25 protein-coding genes are annotated in these 21,233 nt (G+C 44.9%); 15 read left to right on the top strand and 10 right to left on the bottom strand.

The genetic code is table 11. From position 1 onward, the window contains the following. Window positions 1-156: 156 nt before the first annotated feature. From JHC35_RS01795 to JHC35_RS01785, 3 genes are all read right to left on the bottom strand, one after another. Window positions 157-441: a 4Fe-4S dicluster domain-containing protein gene (locus tag JHC35_RS01795; protein ID WP_295041672.1), complete on the bottom strand. Its 285-nt coding sequence runs from the start codon at window positions 439-441 to the stop codon at window positions 157-159. A 113-nt stretch (window positions 442-554) separates the two neighbouring features. Next, window positions 555-1,712, bottom strand: coding sequence for a methionine adenosyltransferase (gene metK, locus JHC35_RS01790; protein WP_295041671.1), 1,158 nt, complete (start codon window positions 1,710-1,712; stop codon window positions 555-557). Between the two features lie 42 nt (window positions 1,713-1,754). Further along, window positions 1,755-2,210, bottom strand: a complete 456-nt coding sequence (locus JHC35_RS01785) for a phosphoribosyltransferase family protein (protein ID WP_295041670.1) — start codon at window positions 2,208-2,210, stop codon at window positions 1,755-1,757. Between the two features lie 62 nt (window positions 2,211-2,272). Between JHC35_RS01785 and der the strand changes: the two genes are divergently transcribed. Beyond that, a complete protein-coding gene (gene der, locus JHC35_RS01780; RefSeq protein WP_295041669.1) occupies window positions 2,273-3,814 on the top strand; it encodes a ribosome biogenesis GTPase Der in 1,542 nt (513 codons plus the stop codon). A 108-nt stretch (window positions 3,815-3,922) separates the two neighbouring features. Here der and hemJ read toward each other — a convergent pair whose 3' ends face one another. From hemJ to raiA, 3 genes are read right to left on the bottom strand one after another with little or no spacing between them, the layout of a single operon-like run. Beyond that, window positions 3,923-4,366 (bottom strand): protoporphyrinogen oxidase HemJ, encoded by a 444-nt coding sequence (hemJ, locus tag JHC35_RS01775; protein ID WP_295041668.1) that lies wholly within the window; start codon window positions 4,364-4,366, stop codon window positions 3,923-3,925. 50 nt (window positions 4,367-4,416) lie between these two features. Further along, on the bottom strand, window positions 4,417-4,848 hold the full coding sequence (gene trxC / locus JHC35_RS01770; RefSeq protein WP_295041667.1) for a thioredoxin TrxC: 432 nt from the start codon (window positions 4,846-4,848) through the stop codon (window positions 4,417-4,419). 3 nt (window positions 4,849-4,851) lie between these two features. After that, window positions 4,852-5,190, bottom strand: coding sequence for a ribosome-associated translation inhibitor RaiA (gene raiA, locus JHC35_RS01765; RefSeq protein ID WP_295041666.1), 339 nt, complete (start codon window positions 5,188-5,190; stop codon window positions 4,852-4,854). Between the two features lie 105 nt (window positions 5,191-5,295). Here raiA and trpS point away from each other — a divergent pair, with 105 nt between their 5' ends. From trpS to ccoS, 6 genes are read left to right on the top strand one after another with little or no spacing between them, the layout of a single operon-like run. After that, complete coding sequence (trpS, locus tag JHC35_RS01760) at window positions 5,296-6,261, top strand: tryptophan--tRNA ligase (RefSeq protein ID WP_295041665.1); 966 nt, start codon at window positions 5,296-5,298, stop codon at window positions 6,259-6,261. An 11-nt stretch (window positions 6,262-6,272) separates the two neighbouring features. Continuing rightward, on the top strand, window positions 6,273-6,860 hold the full coding sequence (gene gmhA, locus JHC35_RS01755; RefSeq protein WP_295041664.1) for a D-sedoheptulose 7-phosphate isomerase: 588 nt from the start codon (window positions 6,273-6,275) through the stop codon (window positions 6,858-6,860). Window position 6,861: 1 nt separating this feature from the next. Continuing rightward, complete coding sequence (gene gmhB, locus JHC35_RS01750; RefSeq protein ID WP_295041663.1) at window positions 6,862-7,365, top strand: D-glycero-beta-D-manno-heptose 1,7-bisphosphate 7-phosphatase; 504 nt, start codon at window positions 6,862-6,864, stop codon at window positions 7,363-7,365. Next, complete coding sequence (locus tag JHC35_RS01745; RefSeq protein ID WP_295041662.1) at window positions 7,365-7,844, top strand: asparaginase domain-containing protein; 480 nt, start codon at window positions 7,365-7,367, stop codon at window positions 7,842-7,844. The genes gmhB and JHC35_RS01745 overlap by 1 nt, the downstream gene beginning before the upstream one ends. Next, window positions 7,837-10,230, top strand: a complete 2,394-nt coding sequence (locus tag JHC35_RS01740; protein ID WP_295041661.1) for a heavy metal translocating P-type ATPase — start codon at window positions 7,837-7,839, stop codon at window positions 10,228-10,230. Before JHC35_RS01745 ends, JHC35_RS01740 begins: the two co-directional genes overlap by 8 nt. A gap of 12 nt (window positions 10,231-10,242) precedes the next feature. After that, the gene (gene ccoS / locus JHC35_RS01735) at window positions 10,243-10,458 is read left to right on the top strand and encodes a cbb3-type cytochrome oxidase assembly protein CcoS (RefSeq protein ID WP_295041660.1); all 216 of its coding nucleotides are present in this window, start codon (window positions 10,243-10,245) and stop codon (window positions 10,456-10,458) included. A gap of 108 nt (window positions 10,459-10,566) precedes the next feature. Here the strand turns inward: ccoS and JHC35_RS01730 are convergent, their stop codons facing one another. Continuing rightward, on the bottom strand, window positions 10,567-10,863 hold the full coding sequence (locus JHC35_RS01730; protein ID WP_295041659.1) for a c-type cytochrome: 297 nt from the start codon (window positions 10,861-10,863) through the stop codon (window positions 10,567-10,569). A 121-nt stretch (window positions 10,864-10,984) separates the two neighbouring features. On the opposite strand from JHC35_RS01730, the gene rfaD reads away from it, so the two are divergent. From rfaD to JHC35_RS01715, 3 genes are read left to right on the top strand one after another with little or no spacing between them, the layout of a single operon-like run. Beyond that, window positions 10,985-11,995 carry an ADP-glyceromanno-heptose 6-epimerase gene (gene rfaD / locus JHC35_RS01725; RefSeq protein ID WP_295041658.1) on the top strand — a complete coding sequence of 337 codons (1,011 nt, stop codon included), beginning with the start codon at window positions 10,985-10,987 and terminating at the stop codon, window positions 11,993-11,995. Beyond that, window positions 11,992-13,425, top strand: coding sequence for a D-glycero-beta-D-manno-heptose-7-phosphate kinase (rfaE1, locus tag JHC35_RS01720; RefSeq protein WP_295041657.1), 1,434 nt, complete (start codon window positions 11,992-11,994; stop codon window positions 13,423-13,425). The genes rfaD and rfaE1 overlap by 4 nt, the downstream gene beginning before the upstream one ends. Then, the gene (locus JHC35_RS01715) at window positions 13,419-14,006 is read left to right on the top strand and encodes a YfaZ family outer membrane protein (RefSeq protein WP_295041656.1); all 588 of its coding nucleotides are present in this window, start codon (window positions 13,419-13,421) and stop codon (window positions 14,004-14,006) included. Before rfaE1 ends, JHC35_RS01715 begins: the two co-directional genes overlap by 7 nt. A gap of 36 nt (window positions 14,007-14,042) precedes the next feature. Here the strand turns inward: JHC35_RS01715 and waaF are convergent, their stop codons facing one another. Then, window positions 14,043-15,026 carry a lipopolysaccharide heptosyltransferase II gene (gene waaF, locus JHC35_RS01710; protein ID WP_295041655.1) on the bottom strand — a complete coding sequence of 328 codons (984 nt, stop codon included), beginning with the start codon at window positions 15,024-15,026 and terminating at the stop codon, window positions 14,043-14,045. Further along, on the bottom strand, window positions 15,023-16,198 hold the full coding sequence (locus JHC35_RS01705; RefSeq protein WP_295041654.1) for a glycosyl hydrolase: 1,176 nt from the start codon (window positions 16,196-16,198) through the stop codon (window positions 15,023-15,025). Before JHC35_RS01705 ends, waaF begins: the two co-directional genes overlap by 4 nt. A gap of 54 nt (window positions 16,199-16,252) precedes the next feature. Here JHC35_RS01705 and JHC35_RS01700 point away from each other — a divergent pair, with 54 nt between their 5' ends. Next, window positions 16,253-17,224, top strand: coding sequence for a glycosyltransferase family 9 protein (locus JHC35_RS01700; protein WP_295041653.1), 972 nt, complete (start codon window positions 16,253-16,255; stop codon window positions 17,222-17,224). Here the strand turns inward: JHC35_RS01700 and JHC35_RS01695 are convergent. Next, window positions 17,184-17,951: a lipopolysaccharide kinase InaA family protein gene (locus JHC35_RS01695; RefSeq protein ID WP_295041652.1), complete on the bottom strand. Its 768-nt coding sequence runs from the start codon at window positions 17,949-17,951 to the stop codon at window positions 17,184-17,186. The two genes, JHC35_RS01700 and JHC35_RS01695, sit on opposite strands and share 41 nt — an antisense overlap. A gap of 73 nt (window positions 17,952-18,024) precedes the next feature. Here JHC35_RS01695 and JHC35_RS01690 point away from each other — a divergent pair, with 73 nt between their 5' ends. The 4 genes from JHC35_RS01690 to JHC35_RS01675 form a co-directional block, all read left to right on the top strand. After that, window positions 18,025-18,765 carry a polysaccharide deacetylase family protein gene (locus JHC35_RS01690; RefSeq protein WP_295041651.1) on the top strand — a complete coding sequence of 247 codons (741 nt, stop codon included), beginning with the start codon at window positions 18,025-18,027 and terminating at the stop codon, window positions 18,763-18,765. Next, window positions 18,762-19,526 carry a glycosyltransferase family 2 protein gene (locus tag JHC35_RS01685; protein WP_295041650.1) on the top strand — a complete coding sequence of 255 codons (765 nt, stop codon included), beginning with the start codon at window positions 18,762-18,764 and terminating at the stop codon, window positions 19,524-19,526. The genes JHC35_RS01690 and JHC35_RS01685 overlap by 4 nt, the downstream gene beginning before the upstream one ends. Further along, the gene (locus JHC35_RS01680; RefSeq protein WP_295041649.1) at window positions 19,516-20,598 is read left to right on the top strand and encodes a glycosyltransferase family 4 protein; all 1,083 of its coding nucleotides are present in this window, start codon (window positions 19,516-19,518) and stop codon (window positions 20,596-20,598) included. The genes JHC35_RS01685 and JHC35_RS01680 overlap by 11 nt, the downstream gene beginning before the upstream one ends. Window positions 20,599-20,651: 53 nt before the next feature. Continuing rightward, window positions 20,652-21,233, top strand: a 582-nt coding sequence (locus tag JHC35_RS01675) for an acyltransferase (protein ID WP_295041648.1), incomplete at its 3' end; no start/stop codon positions are given.

Below are 21,233 nucleotides of genomic sequence, written 5' to 3'. Positions count from 1 at the left end.
GTTTGTTCCATCAATGCTCCTGTTTTGTGTGTAAAAAATAGAACGGGATTATAGCGAAACAATAATTTAAGAAAGATTAAAGATGAAAGAAAGGGAAAAGAATAGAAGAATGATTGTCACCAGAGGGGAAACCCCTCTAGAGAATCGTCGTAAAACTTAGTTAATGACGTTAGCTTTTGATGAACGCATTTCAGCAGTTACATCATCACGATGTGCTGGGCTTGCACCGATTTCATCCCATGTGATACAACCCTCAGTCGGACAAGCTGTAGCACAAGCAGGCTCATCATGGTGGCCAACACACTCGACACATTTGTCAGAATATACGTAATAGATCTCTTCACCCGTTGGGTTATCATCCTCGTCTACGATCGCTTCTACCGGACACTCGTCGATGCAAGCGCCGCAGTTAATACAGGTATCATTAATGACTACTGCCATAGGGTTCTCCTTGGTTGATAAATATGGGGTAACTATAACAGAAGAATTTTAAACCCACCTAAAAAAATAGGGGGTTGAATAGAGATTATGGATGGAGTGTTACAGAAAGAGAATTAAAGGCCGAGATACTCACGGATAGCATCCACTTTATCGGTTTTTTCCCATGTAAATTCAGGAAGTTCACGTCCAAAATGACCGTATGCTGCTGTCTTTCGATAAATTGGGCGTAATAAATCAAGTGATTCAATAATCCCTTTCGGCGTAAGGTTAAATAGCTCTTTTACACAGTTTTCCAGTTTTTCTTCGCTCACGATGGCGGTTCCGTGGGAGTTAACCATGATAGAAATAGGTTTCACGACACCGATGGCGTACGAAACTTGTATCGTTGCTTTATCACATGCACCGGAAGCTACAAGATTTTTAGCAACATAGCGTGCTGCATAGGCGGCTGAACGGTCAACTTTGGTCGGGTCTTTTCCGCTGAATGCACCCCCGCCGTGCGGACAGGCACCGCCGTAGGTATCAACGATGATTTTGCGTCCCGTCAATCCCGCATCCCCTTGCGGTCCGCCGATAACGAATTTACCGGTCGGATTGATATGATAGACAATATTCGCAGACATGAGTTCAGTGGGGATAACCGCTTTGATGACCTCTTCGATGACATCGGCGTGGAGTTTTTCCTGCGAAATTTCAGGGGCATGCTGGGTTGAGATGACGACTGTTTCGACCGAGACCGGTTTGTCATCGACATAGCGTACGCTCACCTGTGTTTTACCGTCGGGACGGAGGTAGGGGATGATCCCCTCTTTTCGCACTTTTGCCAAACGCTCTGCAAGGCGGTGTGAGAGATAAATCGGCAGAGGCATCAGTACTTCGGTTTCACGGCATGCATAGCCGAACATCAATCCCTGATCTCCCGCACCGATCTCTCCGCTTGCTTGGTCAACCCCTTGGTTAATGTCGGGGGATTGTTCTCCGATACCGTTGAGTACGGCGCATGAGCGGTAATCAAACCCGTACGTCGCATCGGTGTATCCGATTTCGCGAACCACTTGGCGGGCGATCTCCTGCATCGGAGCATAGGTAGTTGTTTTCAATTCACCTGCGATTACGCAAAATCCGTTCGAAACAAGAGTTTCACAGGCTACCCGCGCAGCAGGATCATGCTCGATGATATAGTCTAAAATAGCGTCGCTGATTTGGTCGGCCATTTTATCCGGATGCCCTTCGGTGACCGATTCAGAGGTAAAGATATACTCTTTTGACATAAAAATCCTTGGAAAATAGGTAATCGTTTGTGGTTGGAGGGATTATAGCGAACCCGTTTTTAAAAAATCGCGTTCCCAAAAAAACTCAATCCATTCGTCCGCTTCATGGAGTGAAAAATCGGGATGGAATTCCGCAGTTTTTTTGGTAAATAAGGTAGCAACTCTAAATTCACAGGAGGGGTATTGGGATTGCAAAGAGGGGACCAGCTCGGCGAGGGTTTTTCCGCTGTCGACAATATCATCTACCACAAGGACCCGTTTCGATTGACTTAGATCGCATTTACCTGCGATGCTAACACGATCGCGTTGGTGCTCGCCGTCATAACTTTCGGCTCGGATGCTCTGTAGATTGCGTACATCTAAACTCATAGCCAGAGCATGTGCGAGAGTCATACCGCCGCGAGCCACGGCGACAACGGTATCGGGTTGAAACGATTGACATTGTTCCGAGAGGGGAACAAGGTCGTTTAAAAAGTGTTCATAGGTATAGATTAACATATTCGAATCATACCCTAAGTGCAACTACGCTATAATAAAAAACTTATTTTTAAAGGGTCAATTTGAAAAAATTAGCCATTATCGGCCGGCCGAATGTCGGCAAAAGCTCATTGTTTAACCGTCTTTTGAAGCAGCGAGATGCGATTACCTCAGAACAGGCAGGTACGACACGGGATGTGAAAAAACGTGTTGCCGTTGTGGTAGACAAAGAGGTCGAAATTCTCGATACGGGTGGACTCGACGAAGGGTGCGAACTGTATGAAAAAATCAAAGAAAAATCGCTTAAAGCGGCGCATCAAGCCGATATAATCCTTTTTATGGTAGACGGAAAAAGTCTCCCTGAAGAAGAGGACAAAAAGCTTTTTTATGAGCTTGAATCGATGGGAAAAGCGATCGCGTTGGTGGTCAATAAAATCGATAACGACAAGATGCAAGAGAAGCTGTGGGAATATTATGAGTTCGGGACGGACCGAATTTTCGGCATTTCGGTTGCCCACAACCGCTCGATACTCCCTCTTTTGAATTGGATCGCGTCTGAGCTTCCTGATTCGTCGATCGTTACACCGGATGCGGAGATGATTGCCGCAGAAGATGAGATGGACGGTTTTGATGCCGCGATGAGAGCTTCGGTTGATGAAGACGAATTTGACGACGATGAAGATGAAGAAGACGATGGATACTTTATCCCTGAAGAGGATGAAGAAGGGGAAGAGACCTCTATCGAAGTACTCGAAGAGGTGTATCGAGGAATCGTCAAAGAGTACGAAGCGGGCGATGTTAACCAAATGAAAGTGGCGATCATCGGTCGTGTCAACGTCGGGAAAAGCTCCCTTCTCAACGCACTTCTCGGAGAAGACCGCTCGGTGGTGAGTTCCGTCGCGGGGACGACGATCGATCCGATTGATGAAACAGTCGAATACAACGATAAAAAGATCACCTTTATCGATACGGCGGGGATTCGTAAACGGGGGAAAATTCTCGGAATCGAAAAGTATGCCTTGATGCGTACCGAAGAGATGCTAGAGACGGCGGACATCGCGTTATTGGTTTTGGATGCGTCACAGCCGTTTATGGATTTGGATGAGAAAATCGCCGGATTTGTCGATAAAAACCGTCTTGCGTGTTTGATCGTCCTCAACAAATGGGACTTGGCTCCGAAAGAGGATTATGACAAGATCATTGCCGAAGTCCGTGATCGGTTCAAATTTTTGAGCTATGCTCCGATCATTACAATCTCGGCGCAGAGTCATCAGCGGGTTCACAAAATTTTCGAGATGATCTTAAAAATCAATGAGAACTATTCACAGCGTATTCCGACGGGTCGGCTCAATGAGGTGATTCAAGCAGCAATGCGTAAACACATCCTGCCGAGTATCAACGGGATGAATATCCGTCTGTACTTCGCGACGCAGTACGATATCCGTCCGCCGCGCATTGCATTGATTATGAACAAACCGCAGGGGCTCCATTTCAGCTACCGCCGCTATTTGACGAATCAGTTGCGTGAAGCGTTTGATTTTGAGGGGACTCCGGTACTCTTTAAAGCGAAAGCGAAAAATCAGAAGAAGAAACCGCAACCGCATAAAAAACGGTCGATGTGGTAAGTTTCTCTCACTTATTTCGATAACCTTCCCGTTCGCCCTGAGCTTGTCGAAGGGTGAATATTCACATGGTAGTTCATGGTTCGACAGGCTCACCACGAACGGGGGGAATTAGAAAGGTTTTACAACCACAAGCGCCACAATCCCCATCAATAAGAGGGTAGGGATTTCGTTGTAGAATCGGAAAAATTTTCCGCTTTTATAGGCTGTATTCTCTTTGAGTTTCAAACGGTAACGTCCGAGCGAGAAGAAATAAGCGACCAAAAGTGCAACGAGTGTGAGCTTCGCATGCATCCATCCCCCCATCGCAAATACATTCATCCCGTAATGGCTGGTTGAGAGAATGATCAATGCCGTCCCAGAGAGAAATGTTGCCCAAAATGCAGGGACGCCGATGTATTTGTAAATTTTCATCTCCATCACTTCGACCACTTCGACAAAACCGTTATTTGTCCCGTTTTCAACATGGTAAACGAAAAGGCGCGGCAGGTAAAAAAGTACCGCAAACCATGAGACCATAGAGATGATATGAAACCACAAAATCCAGTTGTACATCTATTTTCCTGAGTATGAATTGGGGAAGATTAACCAAAAAAAGCTAAAAATTAGAGATGTTTTTTAACCCATGCAATAATTTGAGGTGCGGGTAAAGCGCCGCTGAATTGATCGACGATACGGTTGTTTTTAAAGGCGATCACGGTTGGGATCGATCGGATAGCGAAACGTGCTCCGAGGTGCTGCTGCTCTTCGGTGTTGATTTTAATAAACTGGGCTTTGAGGGGGAACGCTCGTGCCGCCTCTTCAAAAGAAGGAGCCATACTCCGGCAGGGTCCGCACCACGGCGCCCAGAAATCGGCAATAATAAGACGTTCATCATTGAGCATCAGTCGATCAAAAGAGGAAACATCTACCGAGAGAGGTTTTGTATCGAGAAGCGAGCCTTTGCAGTGGCCGCACGCGGCTTTTGCATAAGACTCTTTGATCGGAATGGCATTAACCCCGCCACAGTGGGGACAAACAACATTGATTTTCTCCATCGTTTACTCCGCAGCCTCTTCGACCACTTCCATATCGCGAATGGAAGAGGTATGGTGGTCTTTTACTTTGTCATGCAATCGTCGGAGTGCTTTGTTGGCACGTTCAATTGCCAAATCGATGGCAGTATCGAGATCCTCATCAACATCTGAGATGACGACGGGCTGTGCGTGGGAGATATGAATGTCGAATTCAACCCCTACACCTTTTTTCTCTTTGGAGATCATGACATTGACGGTAGTAATATCCAAATGATAGCGTTTAAAATTTTCAATGGCTGTAGCAATATGGTCATTCAAATGTTGAGTCAGTTTGATATCTTTAGAACGGATTTGTGTATTCATAATGAATCCTTTGTAATTGAACTAGGAAAAAATATAACATAGTTTTTCTTAAGAGGAAGCTTAAGAGACGTTGCGGTAAAATAGTCACTAATCAAGGAGATTATTTTGAGAGTATTAACAGGTATTCAGCCATCCGGCGATTTACATATAGGAAACTATTTTGGGTCGATCAAGCCGATGATCGACTCCCAATCGAGCGAAGAGGTATTTGCGTTTATCGCGAATTATCATGCAATGACATCGCTGAGTGACGGAGAGCGCCTATCGCAGCTCACGATGCAAGCCGCCACAGACTTTTTGGCGCTGGGGATGGATCCGCAAAAAAGTACCTTTTGGGTGCAATCGGATGTGAAAGAGGTGTTGGAACTCTACTGGGTGCTCTCTTCTTTTACTCCGATGGGATTATTGGAACGTGCACACAGCTATAAAGACAAAGTCGCCAAAGGGATTGCGAGCAATCATAGTTTGTTTTCGTATCCTGTTTTGATGGCAGCCGATATTTTGCTCTTCGGTTCCAATGTAATTCCGGTCGGAAAAGATCAGATTCAGCACGTCGAAATCGCCCGTGACATCGCGATCAAATTCAACAACCAATACGGCGATGTTTTCGTTGTCCCTGAATTTCGCGTTGATGAGAACGTTGCGACCGTTCCGGGGATCGACGGACAAAAAATGTCAAAAAGTTACGGCAATACGATTCCGATTTTCAGCGAAGAGAAAGTGCAATCCAAAATTATCAAAAAAATCGTCACTGAAGCGGTGCCGATGGAAGATCCGAAAGAGTATGAAAACTGCAATGTTTATAACATCGCAAAACTCTTTTTGGATTACGAAGAGCGCTCTGCATTGCAAGATCGCTATAAACGCGGAGGGGAAGGGCACGGCCATTTCAAACTCTATACGCATGATGTGATTTGGGAATATTTCAGACCGTACCGCGAACGACGCGAATATTTTGCCGCACACCAAGATGAAGTGCGTGAGTTGCTCAATCTCGGCGCGCGTAAAGCAAGCGAAGCTGCACAACCGATCATCGATAAAGTGCGCTCAGTTACCGGCATCCAATATTAGGAGGGAAAAGTATGAAAAACTATATCATTAATCAGATCAATGATTCCGCCGCTACCAAAAAAGCGATTGTTGAAAACGATGCGTTGGTTAATCTTTTGGTCGAAGTCGCGCAAGTGTGTGTTGAGGTGTATCGTAAAGGGAAAAAAATTCTTATCGCCGGAAACGGCGGTTCGGCGGCCGATGCACAGCATTTTGCGGCCGAGTTGGTAGGGCGATATGGGTTTGATCGTCCATCGCTCCCCTCCATCGCACTCACAACCGATACCTCGAATCTCACGGCGATCGGAAACGATTACGGGTATGAGTATGTCTTTTCCCGTCAGTTGGAAGGGTTGGGGCAAGAGGGGGATTTGTTTATTGGTATTTCGACGTCGGGCAATTCTCAAAATGTGATTAATGCATTTGAATCGGCAAAACACAAAGGGATAACCACTGTCGCTTTGGTAGGGCGTGACGGTGGAAAAATGGCAGCAATGGCCGATTATGCGATTGTTGTCCCCTCCAATGCGACACCGCGTATTCAAGAGTCCCATTTGCTGATCGAGCATATGATTTGCGACATTATCGAAAAAGAGATTTTCGGCGGCGGAGTAGCATAAGGTGAACAAAGCCCTATTTTTAGATCGCGACGGCGTTGTCAATGTCGAAAAAAACTATCTCCACACAATCGAAGATTTCGAGTTGATGGACGGGATTGTCGAAGTTTGCCGTGCCTACGCTGAAAAAGGGTATTTAATTATCATTGTGACGAACCAATCGGGGATTTCGAGAGGCTATTACAGTGAAGAGGATTTTGCAGTGCTCAGTCAATGGATGCGCGATCACTTCAAAGGGTTGGGAATTACGATAACGCACATTTATCATTGCCCTCATCATGAGAGTATCGACGGTGCGTGCGAGTGCCGGAAACCTGAGCCGGGGATGTTTTTGAGAGCCCAAAGAGAGTATCAAATCGATATGTCAGCATCGGTGATGATCGGTGATAATGAACGGGATGTTGAAGCTTCACTCAGAGCGGGGGTGGGGATGAATATTCTTCTCAGTGCACAAGCCGATCATTCTAAAGCCGATAGGATAATCCATTCCTTGCGGGAGCTGCTTTGATGCGTATTATTAATACAGGGGGAACGTTTAACAAACGCTATGATCCTATCAAAGGGGAGCTCTTCGTTCCCAATGATGATCGTGCGATTGAGGCAATTTTAAAATCTCTGGTGAGCGACATTGCGGTGAGCGGAGTTGTGTATAAAGACTCTTTGGAAATGGATGATCAGGATCGAAAAATATTGGGAGAGACGATAGCGCGATGTGACGAGAAAACGGTGATCGTCGTTCACGGTACCGATACGATTGATTTGAGTGCAGCCTACATCGATGCGTTGAAATTAGATAAGACGGTTGTCTTTACCGGTGCAATGGTCCCTTTTCATATCGATCCGCTTGAAGCCACAGCAAATCTCTCTATGGCTATAGGGTATGCTTGCAATGCAGGTGTCGGTGTTTATATCGTTATTCAAGGTGTAATGAACAGTTTTAAACAGGTCAAAAAAAATAAGTCAGCAGGAAAATTCGAATATGTCTAAAGTTAAATGCGATCACTGCCATCTTGAGTTTAGCGATGAGGTGATGATTCATGATGGAGAGTATCGCTTTTGCTGTAACGGCTGTCAAGGGATTTTTCATCTTCTCAAAGACGAAGGGCTGGAGAGCTTTTATTCCAAGATGGGAGATGCGACCCTCTCTCCTCCGAGCGAGCAATTTGAAGCGAGTTCCAACTTTGACACCCCTGCATTTCATGAGCGGTTTGTTACGACTACTAAAGAGAACCTTTCTCAGGTATCTCTCGTCATCGAAGGGATCCATTGCGCGGCATGTGTGTGGCTGAATGAAAAAGCACTCCATAAAATGGACGGGGTGATCGAAGCGTATATCAACTATACCAACAACAAAGCTCGGATCATTTGGAATCCGGCGGTGGTGAAGCTCTCTTCGATTATCGATATGATCCGTGCGATCGGATACAACGCGTTTCCGTATGATGCTTCTTTGCAGGAGGTACGTGCCAATAAAGAACGCAAAGAGTATTATCTGCGGATGGCGGTGGCAACATTTGCGACGATGAACATGATGTGGATTGCCGTAGCCCAATACGCGGGGTACTTCACGGGAATTTCTCAAGAGATCAAGACGATTCTCAACATTGCCGAATGGGTATTGGCGACACCGGTTTTATTCTATAGCGGATGGGTCTTTTATCGAGGGGCATATTATGGATTGAAAAACCGATCGATCACGATGGATTTACTCGTTGTGACGGGGTCAAGTTTAGCGTATTTGTATTCGATCTACATCACGCTCATGGAAAAAGGGGAAGCCTATTTCGATTCGGTGGCCATGATCATCACTTTTGTGTTGTTTGGGAAGTTTCTCGAAGTGCTCAGTCGTAAAAACGCTGCTGATACGCTCGATGTCATCGGCAAACATATTCCGCGGGAAGTGAGTATCGTAGAGGGGGAATCGATCCGATCCGTAAACGTCAGTGATGTCAAAGAGGGTGACGTGATACTTATCCGAAGCGGTGAGCGTTCTGCCATCGACGGTGAAGTGATTAGCGGAGAAGGGAGTTTCGATGAGAGCAATCTTACCGGAGAGTCCGAACCAATATTTAAACGTATCGGAGACAAAATCATCAGTGGAACGACGAGCATTGATGCTCTGATCCACTATCGTGCGACCAAAGATTTTGCCCATTCTACCCTCTCGACCCTTGTCAACTTGCTAGAAAATGCGATGGCGCAAAAACCTTCCATTGAGCAGTTGGCAAATCGTCTGTCACAGTATTTTTCTTCTACAATCCTCTTTTTGGCGATTGCAACGTTTTGGGGATGGTATTTTTGGCCGCACAGTTTTGATCGCTCTTTGATGGTAGGTATTTCGGTTATTATCATCGCCTGTCCGTGTGCATTGGCTTTGGCGACACCGGTCGCAACGTTAGTGGGGCTTGCACTGGGCGCGAAGAGGGGAATTCTTTTTAAATCAGCCGCTCAAATTGAGACGATGGCAAAAGCTACCATGGTAGTACTCGATAAAACGGGGACGATTACGATGGGGCGCCCTGAAGTGGTTTATGCCACTCTCCATCAACCTTTCGACATGGGAGTATTATATGCACTGGTCTCTTTATCAAAACACCCGATCAGTCGCGGGGTGATGGAGTATATAGGGCGAACAGAAAATAAAACAGATTCTATCAGCATTGAAGAGGTGCGTGAGCTTCCGGCACGGGGCATGATCGGTCGACATAACGGAGTAATGATTGCCGGAGGGAATGCCCTTCTTATGGAAGAGTTAGGGCTTAATGTCGATACACGCAGTGATAAAAGTCTCTTTTATTATGCGGTTGATAATGTGCTTACGGCAACGTTTGAATTGCGGGATCAGCCAAAAGAGAAAGCGCTTGAATCGATTCAAACGCTGCATGATTTAGGATTGCGTGTCGTTATGCTCACGGGAGATCATGAAGCTGCTGCTCTTAGGGTAGCCCAAGAGGTAGGGATCAAAGAGGTTTATGCCCATTTGACCCCTGAGGGGAAAGCAGCATTTATCGCGTCGGCACATGACGAGGGGTATATCGTTGTTATGGCGGGTGATGGGATTAATGATCTCTTGGCATTGGCAGCATCCGATATTGCCATAGCGATGGGCAATGGCAGTGATATCGCTATCGAAGTGAGTGATGTCGTATTGATGCATGATTCACTCACATCGTTGGCGGAGTCGTTTGCTATCAGCCGAAAAACATATGCTCTGATTAAGCAAAATCTTTTCATATCGTTGGTGTACAATTCAATCACCATTCCGTTGGCGATGATGGGGTATATTATTCCGCTGATTGCCGCGATTTCGATGTCGTTTAGTTCTCTGCTCGTTGTCGGCAATTCGATGCGGGTGAGATGGCTCTATAAATAGAAAGGGAACATTATGGATTCTTGGGTAATCGCGATGATGCTGGGGGCATCACTGTTTTTGGGTGCCATTGCATTGAGTGCATTTTTATGGGGAATTAAAAACGGTCAGTTTGATGATGAAAAAAAGATGATGAATCAAGTACAGTTTGATGATGAACGAGAACTGAATGATGCGGCTAATCAACAGCGTAAGCAAGAAGCGGCAAAAAAAGAGTATCGACCAGAATAAAGTTAAAGAAGAAAATAAAGAAGCACGGCAACTGTGCATGAGCTCTCCGCTGAGGAGAACACAGCGTTAACGTAGCTAATCGGGACTTAGTTCCGATTAGCGTTTAACTTACTTGATACCTGCTACGTAAGTAGCGATTGCTTTGATATCAGCGTCAGAGAAAGAAGCAACTTGCCCTTTCATCAATGCACCCATACCAGCTTTGTTTTGTGTACCAGCTTTGTATGCTTTCAAAGAAGCTTCGATAGCCGCTTCTGATTGACCTTTTACGATTCCTGATTTACCAAGAGCCGATTTTTCGAAGTTAGCACCATGGCAAGCAGCACATTTAGCGGTAAGAGCTTTTCCATCAGCAGCCATCAAAGATACACCAGCGAACAACATTGCAAGAGCAATTTTTTTCATTTGTTTTCTCCATAAAAAATTTCGGTGTCATTATAGTCTTAGCAATCTTAAAGCACTCTAACTGTTTCACATTTAATGTAGAGTTTGTTACAATATGACACTACCTTTATGAAGGATACCGATGCGCTACAGTGACGTTGATTTTAACCATAAAACCATTTTGATTACGGGAGGTGCCGGTTTTATCGGCTCCAATCTCGCGTTTTATTTTCAGGAGCATTATCCGCAATCTGACATCGTAGTATTGGATCTTTTTCGCTCCAACGTGACCCTCTCCAATGGGAATCTCAAAAGTTTCGGTCATTTTAAAAATTTGATCGGATTTCGGGGTGAGGTGATCAGTGGAGATATTAATGACAAAGCGCTTTTAACTACGCTGGCTAAAAACTATAAATTCGATTATATTTTTCATGAAGCGGCGATTTCGGACACGACGGCGCTGGAACAGGATCTGATGATCCAAACCAACGTCAATGCGTTCAAAGATTTACTGGACATCGCGGTGCAGCATGGGGCCAATATGATTTATGCTTCATCCGGTGCGACATACGGGGATGCAGAGTCTCCACAACGTGTCGGAAGAGAAGCTCCACAAAACGTGTACGGATTTTCCAAACTGATGATGGATCACCTCGCACGTCAGTATTCTCAAAAACACGATCATATCTCTATCGTAGGGCTGCGCTATTTCAACGTCTACGGCCCGAGAGAGTTTTTCAAAAACAAAACATCCTCTATGGTCGTTCAATTCGGGCATCAGCTATTATCGGGCAAAAATCCGAAACTGTTTGAAAACTCGGACAAAATCTTGCGCGATTTCATCTATATCGAAGACATTATTCAAGCCAATATCCTCGCCATGCATCCCAAAGAGAGCGGTGTGTTTAACGTCGGGACGGGGAGGGCACGATCGTTTCAATCGATGGTCGATATTTTGCAGCATGAACTGGGAACCTCATACGCGTGTGAATATATTCCAAATCCCTATATCGGTCGCTATCAGTTTCATACCGAAGCCGATATCGAATCAACCAAAGCGGTATTGGGATATGAGCCTCGTTTTAGTTTTGAAGAGGGGATCGCGGCGTATGTCCCAGAGATCAAACGATTGTTCGAACAGGAACTCTCATGAGAAGATTGCATAACTCTCATCCGCACATCCTCGTGATCGGGGATTTGATGATTGACCACTACTTGTGGGGAGGATGTGAACGCATTTCTCCCGAAGCTCCAGTGCAGGTGGTCGACATCGCACGTGAGACCACCGTTTTAGGAGGGGCAGGAAATGTTATCAATAATCTCGTTGCTTTGGGTGCAAATGTCAGTATAGCCGGTGTGATCGGTGATGATGAAAATGGACAAGAGTTATGCACCATGCTCGATGCCATAGGGGTAAAAAGCGAAGGTTTGGTGAAGCAGCAAGGGCGAAAAACTTCCAAAAAGAGCCGCATAATCGCTTCTAATCAGCAGATTTTGCGTTATGACAAAGAATCAAAAGACTCTATCGATGCCGCCAGCGAAACAAAAATCATCGCGTATGTGGAGAGTGTGATGAATTCATGCGATATTGTCATCCTCTCCGATTATGGCAAAGGGGTGATTACCGATACCGTCGCCGGTGGAGTGATAACTGCGGCTCGTAATGCCGGTAAAAAAGTGCTGGTCGATCCCAAAGGGAAAGATTATCGCAAATATCGGGGTGCGTATCTATTGACCCCGAATAAAAAAGAGGCCTCCGAAGCGACGGGAATCGTTATCAGTGACGAAGCAAGCTTGAAAGAAGCGCTATTGAATCTCAAAGAGACGTGTGAACTGGAGTGTTCGATGATCACTCTCTCAGAAGACGGCATCGCTATTTATGATAATTCCATGCGCCGTTTTCCGACTGTAGCCAAAGAGGTTTACGATGTTACGGGAGCAGGGGATACGGTGATCGCATCTCTCTCGTTTGCTCTGAGCTCAGGGCTTGGTATCGATGAAGCGTCACCGTTTGCAAATCATGCTGCTGCTGTCGTCGTCGGAAAGATCGGTTCTGCTACGGTAACATTGAATGAAATCGAAGAGTATGAATCAAGTTTGCATCAGAGCACATCCGATATGCATATAAAAACCAAAGAAGAGATTTATGCTCTTTGTGATCGTCTGAAAAAAGAGGGTAAAAAATTGGTCTTCACTAACGGCTGTTTTGATATTCTCCATGTCGGTCATGTCAAATACCTCCAAGAGGCAAAAAGTTACGGGGACGTATTGATTGTCGGACTTAATTCGGACAGCTCGGTGAGAGAACTAAAAGGACCGACACGTCCGGTTAACAGTGAAGCGGATCGGGCTTATATTTTGGCTGCGCTCGAATCGGTCGATTTTGTTGTGTTGTTTAGTGAAGAGACACCGCACGATCTTATCAAAAACATCGCGCCCGATATTTTGGTCAAAGGGGGCGATTATGAAGGTAAGGTTGTTGTTGGAGCGGAATTTGCTAAAGAGTTGCGTCTGGTGCAGTTTGTCGACGGTAAAAGTACGACTGCCACAATAGCTCGAATTAATGAAGGATCAGTATGTTAAAAAAAATAATCGCAATACTTGTAATGGGGACATCGCTTTTTGCGGCGCATCAAGTAAGCGTTAATGTTAACGATAAAGATGTCGGTGGAGAAATTCGTCTCGACATGGGACGTATGGGAAATGCGATGAGCAACGCTTATATCGGTGCGCGCTTTTTGAATGGGGATAGTAATAATTCAAAAACGATTGTCGATGAGAAACCGTTGATGGAGGTTTCGGCAATGGTTATGGAATCGGTTCGTGGAGTTCCGGGATTAAAACTTGGATTAGGAGCTAAAGCCGAGTATACAAAAATTGATGGTGAAATTTATACGGCAATTCCGTTAGGAATTGAATCAGAACTACAGTTGCCGATTAATATAGCATTTCCAATTTATTTAAATGGTGCTTTTTATTATGCTCCATCAGTTCTTGCATTTAAATCTGCTGATAGTTATACGGAAACACGTGTGGGCCTAGATGTAGAACCGATCCAAAACGCTCGAATCGGTGTTGGATACCGTACCATCGATACTGATTTGAAAAGCCGTAATGTGACCTATAACGATGCGTGGTATTTTACCCTTAGATTAGATTTCTAATGCCGTTCGCCCTGAGCTTGTCGAAGTGTGAAACGTTCATGGTTCAACAGGCTCACTACGAACAGATAGGCTATTGATTGCTCCAATTACTTCTTGTGCCGTAATACTCTTCATGCACTCATGGTGTCCTAGCGGGCATTCACGCTTCATACACGGTGCACATTTCATCTCGTGTCGTACGATAGTGCTTTTTTCATTTTTCCATGGGGATGTCTCAAGATGGCGTGTCGGACCGAATATTGCGACGGTAGGAACTTGGTATGCTGCGGCGACGTGCATCGGACCGCTGTCGTTGGTGATAAAGAGATCTAACCCACCGATAAAACTGCACAACTCCGGTATCGTCGTTTTGCCGGCAAAATTGGTCACTTTAATCCCTTTGAGCCGTGATTCGATCTCGTTCGCCATCCCCACTTCGTTAGGTCCTCCGAAGAGGAGTATGTCGTATCTATCGGCATACTGGCGAGCCACTTCGGCAAATTTTTCAGGGTACCACCGTTTGGCACTGCCGTATGTCGCCCCCGGATTGATCCCGAGTGTCGGGCGCAAGTAGCGATGCGGCGGAATGTGAATTTTTAGATTACCGATATCGAGCGGCTGTGGACTCAAACTTTGGGCAATATCACGGTACTGCTCCACCAGATGGGAGGGGTGGGTTGGTTTTATGGCGTGTTTTAGCAAAAGCGATGAATGCCAGCTACGGCGTCCTGCCGTGATCGGTGTACCGCTCCAATAGAGCAGAAGCGAAGAGTGGAGCTGATTGCGAAAGGTGATCGCCATATCGTGTTTCCCCAGCACTTTGGCAAATCGGTAGGTATTGAGAAAACGGTTTCCTCCCTTTTTGGTCTCATCGACGTAGTGGCGTGTGCACTGAGGGTGATATTTGAGCGCTTCGATACTCACGAATGAACCGACGAGTGTTAATTCGGCATCGGGATAAACGCGGCAAAGGGCTTCAAGTGCGGGGGTAGCCATCACCGCATCACCGAGCCAGTTTGGGAGAATGATGAGTATTTTCACGGTTGAGCCTTGTAGGTATAAAGTGGTGCCGAGGCGCGTGTCCACGTAACGTGAAGTTCTCCGCGAGGAGTTGTACAGACAAGTTGATACGCATCACGATGATGGGCAAAACGCACAAAATGCGCATCACTGAGATGGCTGAGCATTATACGATAGGCTTCAAAAGCGCTCCGTTTTCGGAGTATCCCCTCACGGTTATCGATCAAACCGTATCCTGGGGCGATCAGTTGATGCCAATAAACACGGCTCACTTTTTGGGAGGCAAAAGCGAGGAGGTGATAACGAACCATATAATCGGTGTAATCCTCTTCGCTGACGCACTCAAACTCGCTGGTTGGGGCATAGGGTGCGGTATTTTTGATCGGCCAGTTGGTTTCGGTGATGATCAGCTCATCGGAGGTTTTCGGACTGAGTGAGATAAGTGAAAATAAAAGATTGATTTTTCCCATTAGGTTGAATCCCATTTGGGTGTTTTCGGGTGCTCCTCGACGATCGACGTAGAGCAAAGAGCCGATCGCGTCAAATTTTATTTTGGCAAAGTTGAAGAGGGTATGGGCACTGAAGTGGTACTCGAAATCGATCACATTTGAGCCGATAAGTTTGAGATGGGGAAAACGTGTACGTTTGAGATTATACGCCACGCCGTAAAAATCGAGATATTCGTTGACACTGAAAAATCCCCACTTGGCACGGTTGATGGTACTGCCGATAACGTAAGTTTTGCATACCTCATTGAGCGCTTCAAAAATTTGGATGAGATGGTCGCGTGTCATGTCACTGCTGGTGATGTGTTCACGATCTTGCAGTAGCATAACGGTAATGTGTTTGTCTGAAAACGAGCGAATAAAGGAAACGTATTCATGTAAGCGATCCATTTCCCACAGAGGGATGCGGATGAGAAGATTTTTTACTCCCAGCTCTTCAAGTAGATAAGGGGTTGTATTGGGCTCTTTATCGAGATTGACCCCCATACCGAAGAAATCTTTCCCGCTGATAGTACGACGTTGCATAAAAGGGGTAAGTAAAAGGGCGACGGGAAGGGTTATGAGGGCAATCAAAAACGTTTTAACGAGGGAGGGTAGAGCACTGCGGCGCATGGCACGTTTGAGCGCTTTGTTTTTGATTATTGCGGGCTGATCGGAATAATTATCCCAAGTAAACGGTTCTTTCATGGTGAGATTATAGCGATATTGGGTAAAATAACCGCATTAATACAAGGGTGGAAAATGAATATTTTGGTAGTGCGAAATGATAAACTGGGTGACTTTATTACCGCTTTACCGACGTTATACGTTTTAAAACACCACAATCCGCACAATCGGATTATCGCCCTCGTCGCCCCCCTAAACCGTAAACTAGCCCTTTCGTGTGATTTTATCGATGAGGTGATTGTCGATAGTGGTGGGGATATTTTAGAGCTTGCTTTCAAGATCAAACAAGCGCAAATCGATGCGTCGGTCACCCTCTTTTCCAACACCCGTGTGGCACTTGCGCAGTGGATGGCCCGCATCCCTATCCGCATTGCTCCCGCCACTAAAATAGCCCAAATTTTTTATAACCGCCGCATTACTCAACGCCGAAGCGAAGTGAAAATGGCGGAATTCGAATACAACCTTCAACTCTCCCGGGCATTATTCCCCGACATCTCATTGGAATTTCCAAAACCGTTGTTGGTGTATGCTGGAGCATCGGAAGCGTATGTATCCTTTTGCCGTGAGTACGCTATTACAAAACCCGTTGTTGCGTTTCATCCCGGTTTCGGAGGATCTTCGGATGCGAACTGGACATTACGCGAGTACATTGAATTGATCTGGATTGCGCAAGAATTTAATCATTTTGATATAGTCATGACATTTGGTCCCGATGAGGAAAAACTCTACAACGAGGCTAAAGAGTTATTGGAAGAGAGTAGGGTTGTATTGTATCAATCACGCGGGAGTGTCGTCGATTTCGCTCTACTTTTGAGCAGTTTTAAACTGTTTATAAGTACCTCTACTGGAACCTATCATTTGGCGAATGCGGTGGGATGCGAGACGTTTACCTTTTTTGCCGATACCCTTTTTGCGTCTGCTGCACGATGGAAAAGTATTGGGGAAAAACAACACCATTTTATGATCCCGCTTGACCCACTTGGGAGAAGAGAAATGTTTGAAACGGTTAAAGCGGAGTTGAAAAATCGCCTTTCAACCATTTCTTGAGTCTTTTTTTAAAATTTTTGACCCGTTTGTTCGCATCGTTATGCCGTTTCATTTCAGCAATCGTAGTGGTTTCATCTAAGCCGCTGAGTCGTGCGTATTCGCGCCCCATGATCTCCAGCTCCTCATCAAACGCCCAGAGTTTGTTGAAATTTTCACATCCTTCCAGCGGAGAGATCGGTTTAAAAACCATCCGATTGATGTCAACAATAGAAAATTGATACCCTTGGTCGATTCGTTTGATCAAGATATTACCGGGGGAGTAATCCAGATGCCATACCCCTTTGCGGTGGAGTTCATAGGTGTAGGCGGCAAACGCGGTAAAGATCGCTTCGCGATCTTCGAGCGGTTCGAGAAGGGGGGTGCGGATGGTGAAATCGTAGTCAAAAAATTCGCTAATAAAATAGCTCTCTGCCAACAGTCCCGAGGAGAAAAATTCGATTAAAGCGATCGGCTGAGGGGTTGAAATGCCGAGTTCTTGCAAACGCAGTGCATTGTGATACGATTTGTATGCTTTGCTGTGACGAAAAAAAGTGTAAACAATACGGTTGAGTAAGTGGGGGACCTTAAACGATTTGACGACCGTTTTAACCCCTGATAAATTAATAATTTTGAGTTCATTGCGGGCTTTATGGATAGAGTGATCGTCTTGTGAAAAAATGGATTGGATATTTTCAAATGACTCTTTTAAAAAGAGATATTTAGATTGAAAATCACATTTGAATTGCATAATGACCTTTTAGTAAGAGAGGGTGTGGTATGATACTTTATTATTCCTGAAACACTTCAAATTGAGGATGTGAATGCTTCCAGTTGTGATGTATCATCATATAAACAGCGACGATTTGCCGCTATCGAACACTCAAGAGATGATGGAAGCGCATTTGCGTCTAATATCTGAACGTTACACGACGGTTTTCCCGGGAGAAGAAGCGGATTCAAATGTCATTTGTCTAACCTTCGATGATGCCTATTTTGATTTTTACCATTACGTCTTTCCTTTACTGAAAAAGTATCATCTAAAAGCTCTTCTCGCCGTCCCTTCCGCCTTTATTTTAGAAGATACCGATATACCGTCAAAACGGCGGTTGTCCCTTAAACATCACGAAATATACGAAGAGGATAATTACAAAACATATGCGCCGTTTTGTACCTATACCGAATTACGAGAGATGATACACAGTTCTCATGTAGCCATAGCGTCTCATTCGATGAACCATGTGAATCTGAGTGAAGAGAATGTCGATCTGGAAAAAGAAATTTTCAGCTCAAAAGTAGTTCTCGAAGAAAATCTGGGGGTTAGGGTAGAGTCTTTCGTCCTCCCTTATGGAAAATACAATGATGCGGTGGTAGCGTTAGCTCGTGAACATTACCCCTATGTATTTCGAATCGGAAATGCGCTCAATCCTTCATGGGATGGAATAGGGGGCTTGCTCTATCGGATAAAGGGGGATGCCCTCCCAACGCCTGATTCACTTTTCAAACCGCTAAAGCAGGTTAGTTTTTGGATGAAAACGATCGTTAAGATAGTGAAGGGATCATGATGAATGTTTCGGCGGTTATGATTGTAAAAAACGGTGCTAGAACGATTGAGAAATCACTGGAAAGTCTAAAACAATTCGATGATGTTGTCGTTTATGACAACGGCTCAACAGACGGCACACAAGCCATTGCCTCTCAGTACCCAAATGTTCGATTGATTGAGGGACAATTTGACGGATTCGGAACGACGAAAAACAGAGCAGCGAGCTATGCGCTACATGAGTGGATTTTAATCATTGACAGTGATGAGGTGGTGGATACTGAACTATTGAATGCGCTGCAAACCCAACCGCTTGATCCGAATACGATTTATATTGTCAATTTTTTGGCGTATTACAAAGAGATACCGATCCGCCACTGCGGATGGAATAATCAAAAAATTCGACGCTTGTATAACAAAACGGTTACCAAATTTAACGATAATTTTGTCCATGAGAATATTATCGACGAGGGGATGAAAAAACTTCCTATTCCGGGAAACATGAAGCATTACAGCTATATGAGCATTTCCGATTTTATTGTGAAACTGGACCGGTATTCGACCCTGTTCGCAACCGATAATGTCGGTAAAAAGTCCTCTTCCCCGGCTAAAGCATTCTTTAACGGCTTATACTCTTTTTTCCGAACTTATGTACTAAAACGGGGATTTTTGGACGGATATGCGGGACTTATCATCGCATTTTCCCATATGGCAACCAATTTTTATAAATACATCAAACTCTATGAGATGAATCTGGAGCAAAAGAGCAAACGTGGCGAATAAAATCTGTGAACTGTGCCTCTCACCCGATTTGGGGGGATTGGAACTCTATATGATGCGTGCTTCGCATTATCTGGATAAAGAGTGTATCAGCGTTATTAACGAAAATGGCAAACTGAAAAGTTATTATGAAAATACACAGTACCGTTACCGTACTCTAAAAAAGCGCAATATCCTTTTCTCATGGCTCAATGCACGTTCTCTTGCACGAATTATTGATGATGAAGAGATCGATGTTTTGCATCTGCACTGGACAAAAGACCTTCCTCTCGCCATTATGGCAAAACGGATTTCAAAACGCAAACCCCGTGTCGTCCAATCACGCCATATGACGATGACCCGGTTCAAAGACGATTTTTACCACCGTTTCCTCTATAAAAATTTGGACATGATGCTCGCAGTGACTCAGCAGGTTAAAACGCAAATTGAAAAATTTATCCCCGAAGAGATACGTCCGAAAGTCGAAGTACTCTACATCGGTGCCGAACAACCCGTAATTATTTCCGAAGAGGAGAAAAAAACCCGTCGTGAGCAGTTAGGCTTAGATCAATCGTTCACGGTCGGCATTGTGGGACGGATAGAAGCTCAAAAAGGGCAGCATCTGGTGCTCGAAGCGGTTAAAAAACTCTCCCAAATAGGGATAGATGCCAAAGTATTGATCGTCGGTCACGCGATGGATGAGGGGTATTTGCAGCAGTTAAAAGATGAATACCGTGACATCGGTATCTTTACGGGATTTACGAACGAAGCGCAGACGTTGATGCAGTTGTGTGATGTGGCAGTATTGGCAACCGAAAAAGAGACGTTCGGGTTGGTGTTGATCGAAGCGATGATGTGCGGGGTCTGTGTTGTCGCCAGCGACAGCGGCGGACCGTTGGAGATTGTTGACGATGAGATCAACGGGCTGTTGTTTAAAACGTTTGACAGCGATGATTTGAGCGTTAAATTAGAGAGACTTGCGTATGATACTCATATGCGTTTTGAGTTTGCAAAAGCGGGACAACTCAAAGCGATGGAAATGTTTGAGAGTCAAAAACAGTTTAAGCTGTTGCAACAAACTTTACTGAAAGTGTAAGAATGAAATTATGGTATTGCATTGATTAATGCTAATAAATAAAGGGTAATTTTATGGGCAGTAGAATGGGAAAAATCGTTAATTTAATCCGTTACGCAGCCGGAATCCCCAAAAGTATTTATGTCAACTTCCGAGTTTTGCCGTTCTCACAGGCAATTAGGCTACCTATTATTGTTTCTCGTAAGACAAAATTACAGTCTTTATCGGGGAAGGTTATTCTAAAAAAGGTGAAAACAGGAATTGTTCGAATGGGCTTTGGGAATATGGAAATGCTTGATTACCGATATAACCGAACTATTCTTCTTATCGATGGTACGATTGAATTTGCGGGAAAAGCCAAAATAGGGATGGGCTCTCGCCTGATGGTGTATGGTTCTTTGGCCTTGGGAGACAATTTTCTCATCTCTGGGGATGGCACTATCATATGTGCGGAAAAAATTACCATTGGGGATAACTCGACAATGGCATGGGAATCGATAGTGATGGATACCGATCATCATCAGATGTTTGATGCGCAAGGGGATCATATCAACCCAAATAAACCTGTTGAGATCGGTAAAAATGTTTGGATCGGTGCCAGAAGTTTTATTTTAAAAGGGTGTACGATTCCAGATGGCTGTATTATTGGAGCAAAC

The organism is Sulfuricurvum sp. (assembly GCF_022759005.1).
Classification (GTDB): domain Bacteria; phylum Campylobacterota; class Campylobacteria; order Campylobacterales; family Sulfurimonadaceae; genus Sulfuricurvum.
Note: the sequence above shows the minus strand (reverse complement) of the source record. Positions and strands in the feature narration are given on the sequence as shown.

What these genes read in the sequence shown, in the direction of transcription:
- JHC35_RS01795 (WP_295041672.1), bottom strand. Translation starts at nt 441, where the DNA reads ATGGCAGTAGTCATTAATGATACCTGTATTAACTGCGGCGCTTGCATC.
- metK (WP_295041671.1), bottom strand. Translation starts at nt 1,712, where the DNA reads ATGTCAAAAGAGTATATCTTTACCTCTGAATCGGTCACCGAAGGGCAT.
- JHC35_RS01785 (WP_295041670.1), bottom strand. Translation starts at nt 2,210, where the DNA reads ATGTTAATCTATACCTATGAACACTTTTTAAACGACCTTGTTCCCCTC.
- hemJ (WP_295041668.1), bottom strand. Translation starts at nt 4,366, where the DNA reads ATGTACAACTGGATTTTGTGGTTTCATATCATCTCTATGGTCTCATGG.
- trxC (WP_295041667.1), bottom strand. Translation starts at nt 4,848, where the DNA reads ATGGAGAAAATCAATGTTGTTTGTCCCCACTGTGGCGGGGTTAATGCC.
- raiA (WP_295041666.1), bottom strand. Translation starts at nt 5,190, where the DNA reads ATGAATACACAAATCCGTTCTAAAGATATCAAACTGACTCAACATTTG.
- gmhA (WP_295041664.1), top strand. Translation starts at nt 6,273, where the DNA reads ATGAAAAACTATATCATTAATCAGATCAATGATTCCGCCGCTACCAAA.
- JHC35_RS01745 (WP_295041662.1), top strand. Translation starts at nt 7,365, where the DNA reads ATGCGTATTATTAATACAGGGGGAACGTTTAACAAACGCTATGATCCT.
- JHC35_RS01740 (WP_295041661.1), top strand. Translation starts at nt 7,837, where the DNA reads ATGTCTAAAGTTAAATGCGATCACTGCCATCTTGAGTTTAGCGATGAG.
- ccoS (WP_295041660.1), top strand. Translation starts at nt 10,243, where the DNA reads ATGGATTCTTGGGTAATCGCGATGATGCTGGGGGCATCACTGTTTTTG.
- JHC35_RS01730 (WP_295041659.1), bottom strand. Translation starts at nt 10,863, where the DNA reads ATGAAAAAAATTGCTCTTGCAATGTTGTTCGCTGGTGTATCTTTGATG.
- rfaD (WP_295041658.1), top strand. Translation starts at nt 10,985, where the DNA reads ATGCGCTACAGTGACGTTGATTTTAACCATAAAACCATTTTGATTACG.
- rfaE1 (WP_295041657.1), top strand. Translation starts at nt 11,992, where the DNA reads ATGAGAAGATTGCATAACTCTCATCCGCACATCCTCGTGATCGGGGAT.
- JHC35_RS01715 (WP_295041656.1), top strand. Translation starts at nt 13,419, where the DNA reads ATGTTAAAAAAAATAATCGCAATACTTGTAATGGGGACATCGCTTTTT.
- JHC35_RS01705 (WP_295041654.1), bottom strand. Translation starts at nt 16,198, where the DNA reads ATGAAAGAACCGTTTACTTGGGATAATTATTCCGATCAGCCCGCAATA.
- JHC35_RS01700 (WP_295041653.1), top strand. Translation starts at nt 16,253, where the DNA reads ATGAATATTTTGGTAGTGCGAAATGATAAACTGGGTGACTTTATTACC.
- JHC35_RS01695 (WP_295041652.1), bottom strand. Translation starts at nt 17,951, where the DNA reads ATGCAATTCAAATGTGATTTTCAATCTAAATATCTCTTTTTAAAAGAG.
- JHC35_RS01690 (WP_295041651.1), top strand. Translation starts at nt 18,025, where the DNA reads ATGCTTCCAGTTGTGATGTATCATCATATAAACAGCGACGATTTGCCG.
- JHC35_RS01685 (WP_295041650.1), top strand. Translation starts at nt 18,762, where the DNA reads ATGATGAATGTTTCGGCGGTTATGATTGTAAAAAACGGTGCTAGAACG.